General features: G+C 38.6%; 11 protein-coding genes. All 11 read left to right on the forward strand.

The features are described from left to right. Nucleotides 1-114 precede the first annotated feature (114 nt). The 11 genes from gatC to Q7P05_RS03690 all read left to right on the forward strand — a co-directional run bounded on the left by gatC (nucleotide 115) and on the right by Q7P05_RS03690 (nucleotide 11,283). Complete coding sequence (gatC, locus tag Q7P05_RS03640; protein ID WP_004696952.1) at nucleotides 115-405, forward strand: Asp-tRNA(Asn)/Glu-tRNA(Gln) amidotransferase subunit GatC; 291 nt, start codon at nucleotides 115-117, stop codon at nucleotides 403-405. An 11-nt stretch (nucleotides 406-416) separates the two neighbouring features. Beyond that, on the forward strand, nucleotides 417-1,877 hold the full coding sequence (gene gatA / locus Q7P05_RS03645) for an Asp-tRNA(Asn)/Glu-tRNA(Gln) amidotransferase subunit GatA (RefSeq protein WP_303930522.1): 1,461 nt from the start codon (nucleotides 417-419) through the stop codon (nucleotides 1,875-1,877). Then, nucleotides 1,874-3,322 (forward strand): Asp-tRNA(Asn)/Glu-tRNA(Gln) amidotransferase subunit GatB, encoded by a 1,449-nt coding sequence (gene gatB / locus Q7P05_RS03650; protein WP_295201478.1) that lies wholly within the window; start codon nucleotides 1,874-1,876, stop codon nucleotides 3,320-3,322. Before gatA ends, gatB begins: the two co-directional genes overlap by 4 nt. A gap of 167 nt (nucleotides 3,323-3,489) precedes the next feature. Next, the gene (locus Q7P05_RS03655) at nucleotides 3,490-3,906 is read left to right on the forward strand and encodes a hypothetical protein (RefSeq protein WP_024066171.1); all 417 of its coding nucleotides are present in this window, start codon (nucleotides 3,490-3,492) and stop codon (nucleotides 3,904-3,906) included. Nucleotides 3,907-3,969: 63 nt separating this feature from the next. Then, nucleotides 3,970-5,808 (forward strand): B12-binding domain-containing radical SAM protein, encoded by a 1,839-nt coding sequence (locus tag Q7P05_RS03660; protein WP_303930526.1) that lies wholly within the window; start codon nucleotides 3,970-3,972, stop codon nucleotides 5,806-5,808. 39 nt (nucleotides 5,809-5,847) lie between these two features. Beyond that, on the forward strand, nucleotides 5,848-6,813 hold the full coding sequence (locus Q7P05_RS03665) for a TIGR01212 family radical SAM protein (RefSeq protein WP_303930528.1): 966 nt from the start codon (nucleotides 5,848-5,850) through the stop codon (nucleotides 6,811-6,813). 8 nt (nucleotides 6,814-6,821) lie between these two features. Next, a complete protein-coding gene (locus Q7P05_RS03670; RefSeq protein WP_303930530.1) occupies nucleotides 6,822-7,835 on the forward strand; it encodes a PhoH family protein in 1,014 nt (337 codons plus the stop codon). Nucleotides 7,836-7,837: 2 nt separating this feature from the next. Next, entirely contained in the window at nucleotides 7,838-8,314 is a 477-nt protein-coding gene (ybeY, locus tag Q7P05_RS03675) for an rRNA maturation RNase YbeY (protein ID WP_303930532.1), read from the forward strand. Next, a complete protein-coding gene (gene era / locus Q7P05_RS03680; protein WP_195185797.1) occupies nucleotides 8,307-9,206 on the forward strand; it encodes a GTPase Era in 900 nt (299 codons plus the stop codon). Before ybeY ends, era begins: the two co-directional genes overlap by 8 nt. A gap of 54 nt (nucleotides 9,207-9,260) precedes the next feature. Continuing rightward, nucleotides 9,261-10,592 carry a hemolysin family protein gene (locus Q7P05_RS03685; protein WP_303930537.1) on the forward strand — a complete coding sequence of 444 codons (1,332 nt, stop codon included), beginning with the start codon at nucleotides 9,261-9,263 and terminating at the stop codon, nucleotides 10,590-10,592. After that, nucleotides 10,579-11,283, forward strand: a complete 705-nt coding sequence (locus tag Q7P05_RS03690) for a DNA repair protein RecO (RefSeq protein WP_303930535.1) — start codon at nucleotides 10,579-10,581, stop codon at nucleotides 11,281-11,283. Before Q7P05_RS03685 ends, Q7P05_RS03690 begins: the two co-directional genes overlap by 14 nt. The last annotated feature ends 122 nt before the right edge of the window (nucleotides 11,284-11,405 follow it).

Below are 11,405 nucleotides of genomic sequence, written 5' to 3' on the forward strand. Positions count from 1 at the left end.
AAGTATCTTTTAATTCTTAATTCTATATTTATATATTTAACATAGATGTGTTATTCCCTTTGAAAATAAAACATCTATGCTATATAATAATAAGATATGAAAGGATGTGTCTCGATGAAAATCAGCCAAGAGGAAATTAAAAAAATCGCCTTACTTTCACGCTTGGAAGTTAAGGAAGAACATATGGCACATGTAGAAAAAGAGTTGTCCGACATCTTGACTTATGTTGCTGAACTAGATGCATTAGAACTTGATGGTGTGGAGCCTATGGCTCATGCAGTACCATTGCACAATGTATTTAGAGAGGATGAAACAAAACCATCCCTTGATCATGATTTAGCTTTATCCAATGCGCCAGAAGCAGAGGATGGGTACTTTAAAGTACCTCGCGTTGTACAAGAATAGGAGGTTTCGCTGTGGCAACAATTCATGAATTACACAAGAAACTAGTGAATAAAGAAATCAGCGCTGTTGAATTGACGAATGCTGTTATTGCACATAAAGCGAAAGTGGAACCGACTGTACATGCGTACTTATCCGATTCTCATGATCGTGCTTTGGCTACAGCTAAGCTTGTAGATGAAGCAATTGCTAAAGGTGATGCTATTTCCCCATTGGCAGGTATTCCTGGTGCAATTAAAGATAATATTTGTATTAAAGATGAACCTGCAACATGTGCATCTAAAATGTTGGAAAACTTTGTGCCTCCATACAATGCATCTGTTATTGAACGTTTACAAGACAATCATTATATTAGCCTTGGTAAACTTAACATGGACGAATTTGCTATGGGTGGCTCTACAGAGAATTCTGCATTAGCTAAAACATCTAATCCTTGGAATGCTGATTGCGTACCAGGCGGTTCTTCTGGCGGTAGTGCAGCAGCTGTATCTAGCGGTTCTGCTATTTGGGCTCTTGGCTCTGATACAGGTGGGTCTATTCGCCAACCAGCATCCTTCTGTGGCGTTGTAGGTTTAAAACCAACATACGGTAATGTATCTCGTTATGGCTTAATTGCCTTCGCATCTTCTTTGGATCAAATTGGACCTGTTACACGTGATGTAACAGATGCAGCGTTAGTATTAAATGCAATCTCTGGCCATGATACAAAAGACTCCACATCTATTCCTGGTGCTCGTGTAGACTACACTACAGCACTTGTAAATGATGTAAAAAATCTAAAAATTGGTGTACCAAAAGAATTCTTTGGTGAAGGTCTCAATAGCGAAGTTCGTAAAGCTATTGAAGAAGCTATCGAAACATACAAAAAATTAGGTGCTGAAATCGTTGAGGTTTCCTTGCCTAATTCTAAATATGCATTGTCTGCTTACTATATCATTGCATTGGCCGAAGCTAGCTCCAACTTGGCTCGTTATGACGGTGTAAGCTATGGTATGCGTGTACCTGCAGATAATTTAGTAGATATGTCTACTAAAACTCGCACAGAAGGTTTTGGTCCTGAAGTACAACGCCGCATCTTGTTAGGTACCTATGTATTGAGCGCTGGTTACTATGATGCTTATTATTTGAAAGCATTGAAAGTTCGTCGCCTTATTAAAAATGAATTTGATGAAGCATTCTCCAAGGTGGATTTGATTTTAACACCAACTGCACCTAATACGTCTTATAAATTTGGTGAAAAAGCAAATGATCCATTGGCAATGTACTTAGAAGATATCTGTACAGTACCAGCAAACCTTGCAGGTATTCCAGGTATTAGCATTCCAGCAGGTATGAGTAGCAGCAATTTGCCAATCGGCTTACAATTGCTCGGTCCTGCTATGGGAGAAGAAACATTGTTACGTGCCGCTTTCACATTTGAACAAGCACGTCCAGACTGTCAATTAGTAGCACCAACTGGGGAGGTTTCTCTATGAGTAGTAAATACGAAACAGTCGTTGGTTTAGAGGTTCATACAGAGCTTAAGACTAAGTCTAAAATCTTCTGTGGTTGTACCACTGAATTCGGCGGCGATCAAAATACACATGTATGCCCAGTATGCCTTGGCTTACCTGGTGCTATGCCTGTGTTAAATAAACAAGTAGTAGAATTTGCTATCAAAGTTGGTTTAGCATTGAATTGTGAAATTCTAAACTTTAATAAATTTGACCGTAAAAACTACTACTATCCTGATTTGCCTAAAAACTATCAAACATCTCAATATGATTTGCCAATTTGCTTAAATGGTCATTTGGACATTGAAGTAAATGGTGAAACTAAACGCATTGGTATTACGCGTATTCACATGGAAGAAGATGCAGGTAAACTCGTTCACAGTGGTAACACTATTTCCGATTCTAAATCTTCTAACGTTGACTACAACCGTACAGGTGTTCCTCTTCTTGAAATCGTATCTGAACCAGATATTCGTTCTGGTGCAGAAGCAAGAGCATATGTTGAAAAACTACGTTCCATCTTGCAATATTTAGAAGTATCTGACGGTCGTATGGAAGAAGGCTCCTTGCGTGGTGATTGTAACGTATCCGTACGTTTGCGCGGTACTAAAGAGTTTGGTACACGTACAGAAACTAAGAATGTTAACTCCTTAACAGCTATTCAAAAGGTTGTTGAATACGAAGCCTTGCGTCAAGCTAAGTTGATTGAAGCAGGCGGCAAAGTAGATCAAGAAACACGTACTTGGGATGATGCTCAAGGCATTACTATTGGTATGCGTAAGAAAGATGAAGAAAACGATTACCGTTACTTCCCTGAACCAGACTTGGTACCAATTGTAATTACGGACGAAAAAATCGAAGAAGTACGTCGTGCGTTACCTGAATTGCAAGATGCTAAGATTGAACGCTTTGTATCTGAATATGGTTTGTCTCGTGAAGATGCAACAATCCTTACTGTATCTCGTAAAACTGCAGATTTCTTAGATGCTACTGTAAAAGCAGGTGCAGATGCTAAGACTGTTGCTAACTGGATGCTTGGTGACTTGTCCAAGATGATTAATGAAAGTGGTTTAACATTCGCTGAATCTAAAGTAAGCCCAGAAAACTTGGCTGGTATGATTGCTCTTATCGATAAAGGTACAATCTCCGGTAAAATTGCGAAAAAAGTTATCGTATCTATGTGGGAATCCGGCAAGGATGCTGATACTATCGTAAAAGAAGAAGGTCTTGTTCAAATCACAGATACTGGTGCTATCGAAGAAATCGTTAAGCAAGTTATTGCTAATAATCCACAACCAGTGGCAGATTTCAAAGGTGGCAATGGTAAGGCTATTGGCTTCTTAGTAGGTCAAGTTATGAAAGAATCTAAAGGCCGTGCTAATCCTGGTATGGTAAATGAATTGCTTCAAAAATACTTGAAAGACTAATTTGTGCGTTAGCCTAAAGTAGTATAAGCAATACAAATAAAAATATCCCCTATAGATATATGAATTCATATCTATAGGGGATATTTATTTGCATTTTTTATATTAAAGTATGGTATAATAAGTTGTATAAAATTAATTATTATTTTGGTCATATAAAGGACTTAACAATGAATGATCAACACAATATAAATAACAATCAAAATACATATAGAAGTAGTGAGCGTAGTGATAGCTACAGTAGTAATACACGTGCTGCAGAACCTAATACACGCGTATTATCTGATGATGAACGCCGTGACTTTGATGGTGTAACCATTGAAGAGGTAGGAGACTCTGTTCATGTGGACTCTACACCTAGTAATATGAACGAAGAGTATCAACGCGGTGAAGAGTACAATCAATATGGGCCACATGTTAAGGTGTATAGCTTTAATAGTACAAGCTGGCTTAGTCGCATCATTTTGATTATCATATTAGCTGTTGTTTTAGCAGCTGTTGTATTCTTCGGTGGCATTATCCTCTCTGTAGTAGGGGTTGTCATTTTAGTGGGGGCTATTGTTTCCTTTATCTTTGGGCTCTTTTAATGGTATAATATATATATTATGACTAGACGGTGGCTGAGCCATTCGATGATTTAAAGGGGACCTATGAACGTAGTTTTATCCACATTAAACTCAAAATTTATACATTCCTCCCTGGCTTTGCGGTATCTCAAAGCCTACGGGCAGGCTCACGGACAGGCATACGATATAGTAGAATATACTATTAATATGCCTGTTTTACATATTCTTAGCGATATTACAGAGCGCAATATAGATGTATTGGGCTTCGCTTGCTATATCTGGAACATTGAAATGACCTTACATGTGGTGGACATGGTGAAAGCAGTTCGACCAGATATTAAAATTATCTTAGGTGGTCCGGAGGTATCTTTCACTGCCGATGAAATTCTAAATCGTTGCCATGCTGTAGACTATGTTGTACAAGGTGAAGGGGAAGAAGCTTTCTACCAACTCATTAGTGCATTACAAAATGGTAAGGATGGATTAGGAGAAGAAATCCCTGGTGTACGGGGCCGCCATATTACAGGTGAACTTATGGGCTCCACTGAGGCCGTAGAGGTTAAAGATCTTAGTACCATTCCATTCCCATATGTAGAAGAGGATATGGAGGATTTAGAACATAAAATCATCTATTATGAATCCTCTCGCGGATGTCCATTCTCTTGTCAGTATTGCTTATCTGGCAATAAGAATACAGTGCGATTCTTCCCACAAGAGCGAACTTTTAAAGAATTACAATGGTTTATCGACCATAAGGTAAAGCAAGTTAAGTTTGTAGATAGAACATTTAACTGTGCACCACATCATCATCGTCCATTGATGGAATTTATGCGAGATGCCAATACAGAGACGAACTTCCATTTAGAAATGGAGCCTGAGCTCATGACGGAATGGGAAACAAATATTCTCTGTGAAACACCACCAGGGCGTATTCAAATCGAAGTGGGCGTACAAAGTACACATAAAAAGACCTTAGACGCTATTAACCGATATAACGATTGGCCGTACATTCAAAAGGCAATTCGTCCTATTATTGAGGCTGGTCGTACACATGTACATATGGATTTAATTGTAGGTTTGCCTTACGAAAATAAAGCGCGATTTGGATTATCCTTCAATGATTTATTTAGCTTACAACCTCATGCGCTGCAAATAGGATTCTTGAAACTATTAAAAGGATCTGGTGTACGCCGCATGGAGGCATACCAATATATTAGTGATCCGTTAGCGCCATATGAGGTACTAACCACTCATGTATTACCTTATAAAGATATACGCTTTTTAAAGCACTTTGAAGATGTATTTGAACGCTTCTATAATAGTGAGCGTTTTAGAACCGTCTTTGGCTATATTGGTACCAAGCTCATAAAGGAACATACTGATACATCTATAACTGGTGAAGATACAGTAACAAATCATGTACCACCTATGAAAAAGTATGATCCTTCTAAAGTGGAGCCTAAAAAAGATGCTTTCACCTATTTCTGTGAAATGACACAGGCCTGGCTTGACGCTGGACATCATAAGGTTAATTTGAAAGATATCGACCAAATTGAGTTCTTGTATAATTTCTTCTTGTCTAAAGGCGATAAGGTTGCAGCCGAACTATTACAATACGATACACTTGTTAGCTATCGAGGTAAGGTTCGTAGCGAAGCCGTTGGCTTGCCGAAGCAAACAAAGGAACTTTTACAAGAAGGGGAATCATTTTGGCGCAACGAAGAGATTGCATCTCAGTATATTCCAAACTATACCTTCAAAGAATGGCGTAAGATTCGCCAACAATATGTAGAAATGCCAATGTCTGAAGATACGGCACATGTATTAGGCATAGATAACGTACCTAATACACCATTTACAGTAATTATCGATGTTAATAAAGAGGTAAAACCCTTTATACGTCCTGAAATAGAGGCTTGTTAAATTTCACAAGCGATGATTGGTTAGTTAAATAGGAGTGTTATGACCGATACAACGAGACCAAAACGATACCGCATGGTATCTAAATATTATAAAGAAACCTATGGGGAAAAGGTTTATAAATTACCTGTTGCCTTACCGCTGACATGTCCTAATCGTGATGGTTCGGCCGGTGTAGGGGGCTGTACCTTCTGCGGAGAAATTGGTGCGGGCTATGAAAATCGCCCTGCTTGGATGACAGTGCGTATGCAATTAGAGGAAAATATTGCTCACATAGGTCCTAAATATAAGGCGAAAAAATTTATACCTTATTATCAAAACTTTAGTAATACCTATTTGGGACTTGATGATTTTAAAAGCTATATGGAGCAAGGTTGCATCGACGAAGCAGTAGGCATTGCTATTGCGACGCGACCAGATTGTATTGCCGATGAATACTTAGACATATTGGCAGATATTAGAGATCGCTTTCAAAAGGATATCTATATTGAATTAGGATTGCAAACGGTCAATTATGATACATTAGAGAAAATTAATCGGGGTCATGATTTAGCTCAATTTATTGATGCTGTATTGCGCATTAAGAGATATGGATTTAATGTAACAACCCATATGATAGTAAATCTTCCATGGGATACTATGAAGGATACTATTGAAGGAGCCCGTATTTTGTCAGCTCTTGGTGTAGATCAAGTTAAACTGCATGCTTTATATATTGTAAAAAATACATTGATGGCTAAGTGGTATCAAGGGGGGCAATTCACCTTAATTAGTGCCGAAGAATATGCTGATCGGGTTGTGAATTTTGTACGTCACTTACATCCTGACATTGTATTACAGCGTCTTGTCGGGAGAGCACCTGAAGATAATACGCTCTTTACGAATTGGTCCATGGGGTGGTGGCGCGTTCAAGATTTAATTGATGATAAGTTAGACGAACTAGATGCTCATCAAGGTGATTTATGTGATTATTTAAATGGCAAAGCCGTTCGTAAGTTTATAGATTAGGAGGTTATATGAGCGAACAAGTTTTTACATTTCCAACATATGACCTAGCACAATCCATACTAGGTCAACATAATCGATATCTGCATATGATGCTTGAAGTCATCTCTGCAGATGTAGTGGCACGTGGTGATACTGTCGTTATCAAGGGCGATGAAAAACAAGTAGAGGCCCTATATCGCACGTTAGAAGAACTTGTGTTCTTATACCGTGAAGGCAGTACCATCACCGAGTCTCAAGTTCGTATTGCCGCAAAACTCGTTGCTAATGGCAAAGCAGATGCTGTACATACTATGTTTGAAGATACCTTATCCGTAAACATGCGGGGTAAAAATATTACGCCTAAAACAGAAGGTCAAAAATACTATGTAGATAGCATTCGTAAAAATACCATTACCTTTGGTATTGGCCCTGCTGGTACAGGTAAAACATTCCTAGCCGTAGCGTTAGCTGCATTCTATTTAAAAAACCGCAATGTAGATAAAATTATTTTGACTCGCCCTGCTGTAGAGGCTGGTGAACGATTAGGCTTCTTACCTGGTGAATTACAAGACAAGGTAGATCCATATTTGAGACCTCTTTATGATGCATTACATGAAATGTTTGGTATCGAGCAAGTACAACGATTTATGGAACGCGGTACTATAGAGGTAGCACCACTAGCATATATGCGTGGTCGTACCTTAGAAAATGCCTTCGTTATTCTAGACGAAGCACAAAATACAACGGCTGAACAGATGAAAATGTTTTTAACCCGTTTAGGTAATAATTCTAAAATGGTTGTGAACGGTGATAAGACACAAATTGACTTGCCACCACGTGTTGTGTCTGGTCTCGGCGAGGCTGAAAAGGTATTGCGTTATGTGCATGGTATTAATATGGTTTACTTTAGCGACCAAGACGTTGTTCGTCATGATTTAGTAGGTCGTATTGTAAAAGCTTACGATGCATATCACGAACGTAAGTTAGCTGGTGAGACTGCAGAAATTAACGCGGTATCTAAAGAGAATGTAGCGAAAGGATAAGCATGTATATAAATATTAGCTATGATGAAGGAATTCAAGAGGATTCCAGTATTGAGGCCGTTATCCGTAAAGTTTGTGATGAAGTAAGTCGCGTATATGGCCTTGAAGAAGATGAAATGAGTATTTTACTTTGCGATAATGCTAAAATTCACGAGCTTAATAAGGAGTATCGCGGTATTGATAGACCAACCGATGTATTGTCCTTTGCTCTAAATGAAGGGGATGATTACGAAGGTAGTGAAGAGGAACATCACTTACTAGGGGATATGATTATTTCCTTAGAGCGTACTCGTGAACAAGCTATTGAATATGGACATAGCTTTGAACGAGAATTAGCGTATTTAACGACTCACAGTTGCTTACATATTTTAGGCTATGACCATATGAACGATGAAGAGAAAAAAGAGATGCGTACCGAAGAGGAATTTATCTTAGGTAACCTCGGTTATGTGCGGGAGGATGCACCATACAATGAATAAGAACGAACATTTTAAATCTGGCTTTGTCGCCGTTGTAGGACGCCCTAATGTTGGTAAATCTACATTAATTAATGCCCTTATTGGCGACAAAATCGCTATCGTATCCGATAAGGCTCAAACAACGCGTAACCGCATTATCTGTGTATATACAGATGAAGCAAAACAAATTGTTTTCATGGATACGCCAGGTGTACATAAGCCAAAACATAAATTAGGTGAATTCATGGTAGACGCTGCCATTGAGTCCTTAAAAGAAACAGAAGCTGTTTTATTTGTAGTAGCAGGTAATGAAAAGCGCGGCCCTGGGGACAACTTCATTATTGAACAATTAAAACGTGTAAAGGTTCCTGTGTTCTTAGTAGTTAACAAGATTGATACCCTCAAAAAAGAAGAGCTTTTAGAAGCCATCGTTTCTTATCAAGATGCATATCCATTTGCAGGTGTCATTCCTATTTCTGCTAAAGATAAAGAGAACTTAACTGAAGTTCTTAAGGTATTAGAGGAAACATTACCTGAAGGTCCGCAATACTTCCCAGAAGATATGATTACGGATCAACCAGAACGTTTAATTATTTCCGATATCGTACGCGAAAAAATCTTATTGTCTACTCGTGATGAAATTCCTCATGCTATCGCTGTAGACGTAGATGAAATGAAAACTCGTGATGATGGCACAACCTATATTCGCGCTACTATCTACTGTGAACGAGATTCCCAAAAGGGCATCATCATCGGTAAAAAAGGGGCCTTGTTAAAACAACTAGGTGCTGAAGCGCGTGCAGATATTCAAAAACTATTGGCTACAAAGGTGTACTTAGACCTTTGGGTTAAGGTTAAAAAGGATTGGCGTAATAAATCTGGCATGTTATCTGAACTTGGTTATAGAAAATAATTTTTGCTATAATAAAAACTAACTTGTTTTCTCAATTGTATGAAAGGAATTAAGATGGATAGTGTAGATGGCCTGTTACCCATAGGGTTTGGTCTTGTATGTATATTTTTAATTAACTTTTTTGTGGTTGCAAAGTTCTCCTTTGCCCGTCTTCGTAAAGAGCATGTAGAGGATATGGATATCCTCTTGGAAAAGGATCGGGAGTTTTTATTAAGGCTCTATCAAAACCCTGAGTATTTCTTGAATACGACGCAGTTTTTGATTTTATTCTTTATCTTAGCCCTTGCAGGAACAGGTACCTATGTATTTGATAATATTGTAGATCAACTTGTATCGGTATTTAATGTGCATAGTACATGGATGCACTTCGTACTAGATATACTTTTATTGCTATTTATTAGCTTAATTGTTCTTATCTTTGGTGAAATCGTACCTAAAGCATTAGGATTATCCTTCCCAACAAAGTACGTAAATACATATTGCCGTATCGTAGTAGCGGCAGGTCGTTTGGTATATCCGTTTATTTGGATTGCTAGCAAAATCTCCACAGTTATTTTGGGCTTTTACAAAACAAAATATTTAACAGAGTTAGACCTTGTATACTCTGAGGAAGAAATTCGTATGATGATTTCTCGAAGCCATGAAGAAGGTCAACTAGATCAAGTGGAATCCGAGTTGATCGACAATGTATTTAACTTTGTGGACCGTAGGGCCAAAGAGGTTATGGTACCTCGTCAAGATGTGGACTGTATTTTCGTTGAAGACGGTTACGATGAAGCGATGAAATCTATTCGTTCTAAAGCACATACCCGTTATCCTCTATGTGTGGAGGATAAGGATCATATCATCGGTCTTGTTCATATTAAGGACCTCATGGAACGTCCTAATCAAGCGCGTAAGGATTTGCGTAATGTTAAACGAGATATTTTAACTGTGCCTGAAGTAATGAAATTATCTACATTACTACAATACATGAGAACTCGTCGTATTTATCAAGCTGTTGTTGTGGATGAGTATGGTGGTATGGTTGGTCTCGTAGGTCTTGAAGATATTATTGAAGAACTCGTTGGCGATATTCAAGACGAACATGAACCACACTTACCAGCTAAAATCGCTTATGCAGATGGATCCTTTGAATTTGATGGTAAGGTTCTCGTAGACGAAGTAGAAGAAATGATGGACGTTGAAATTGACGATTCTGACTCTGATACAATCGGGGGCTATGTATTTGGTCTCTTAGAACGGACGCCAATCGTTGGTGATACGGTCGATGCATTGGGATATACCTTTGAAGTAACACAAATGCAAGGGTATCGCGTTTCTCGTATTAAAGTAACACCTTTACCGGTAGAGGAAACAACGGAAGAAGAACATGAAGAAGCTTAATGGTGGTTTTAACACACCTGCCATCGTCATTAGTCGAAAAAAATATAAGCTATACTCCGTATTTACTTTTATCACACCTAGCTTAGGGCTCATTCGTGCATCTATACCGCATAAGCGTATGATGACCATGCGTAACAGTTCCTATTTACGTCCCTTTAGTGCCATGTATATCACAGTTGTACCTGATGGTGAATATGTAAATGTGACGCAAATTGATGGTTCCTATGTGGTAGAATCGTTAGACGTGAATTTAGATAATATTGCTTACGCTGCAGTAGCGAGTGAGCTGATTCAAGAACTATTTGCTATGTATGATGTAGATCGGAAGGTATTTGATACCGTTGTAAACTATTCCAAGCAAATTCGTCGTCGTAATGTACAACTGGGAACGATAATGCTTGGATGGCAATTGCTGTCCTTAGCGGGGGTTGTGCCTAGTGCTAATGCTTTTTTACATGAGGATGGTATTGAGCCATTCTGGTTGCAGGTGCGAGAAACCACGAATCTCAGTATTTCTCGTTCTGTGATAGCTGGATTACCACAAATTCTCGCTTATCAGTGGGGCGAAGATACGCCTATAGAACTTCCCAAAACCATATGGAAGGAACTTGAAAAGCTACTATTTGCATACTGCGAGCAAGAAATCGGTAAACCATTACAAAGCGTTAAGTTTTTAAATTCCATAATTTAATGATAGTAAAAGGCAGTTTGAGAAATCAAACTGCCTTTTGTTGATTCCAGCATCTATGTCTAAATGGGAAGAAATTGGTCAGGGCGCTCTGGTCGCTGAAGTTCAGATAGTCGGCTATTTCC

It is taken from the genome of Veillonella dispar (assembly GCF_937975875.1).
GTDB classification, from domain to species: Bacteria; Bacillota; Negativicutes; order Veillonellales; family Veillonellaceae; genus Veillonella; species Veillonella dispar_B.

Excerpts from the sequence above, each read along its gene's own strand:
- Q7P05_RS03685 (WP_303930537.1), top strand. The coding sequence starts at position 9,261 with ATGGATAGTGTAGATGGCCTGTTACCCATAGGGTTTGGTCTTGTATGT.
- Q7P05_RS03655 (WP_024066171.1), top strand. The coding sequence starts at position 3,490 with ATGAATGATCAACACAATATAAATAACAATCAAAATACATATAGAAGT.
- ybeY (WP_303930532.1), top strand. The coding sequence starts at position 7,838 with ATGTATATAAATATTAGCTATGATGAAGGAATTCAAGAGGATTCCAGT.
- gatC (WP_004696952.1), top strand. The coding sequence starts at position 115 with ATGAAAATCAGCCAAGAGGAAATTAAAAAAATCGCCTTACTTTCACGC.
- gatB (WP_295201478.1), top strand. The coding sequence starts at position 1,874 with ATGAGTAGTAAATACGAAACAGTCGTTGGTTTAGAGGTTCATACAGAG.
- Q7P05_RS03690 (WP_303930535.1), top strand. The coding sequence starts at position 10,579 with ATGAAGAAGCTTAATGGTGGTTTTAACACACCTGCCATCGTCATTAGT.
- Q7P05_RS03665 (WP_303930528.1), top strand. The coding sequence starts at position 5,848 with ATGACCGATACAACGAGACCAAAACGATACCGCATGGTATCTAAATAT.
- Q7P05_RS03660 (WP_303930526.1), top strand. The coding sequence starts at position 3,970 with ATGAACGTAGTTTTATCCACATTAAACTCAAAATTTATACATTCCTCC.
- era (WP_195185797.1), top strand. The coding sequence starts at position 8,307 with ATGAATAAGAACGAACATTTTAAATCTGGCTTTGTCGCCGTTGTAGGA.
- Q7P05_RS03670 (WP_303930530.1), top strand. The coding sequence starts at position 6,822 with ATGAGCGAACAAGTTTTTACATTTCCAACATATGACCTAGCACAATCC.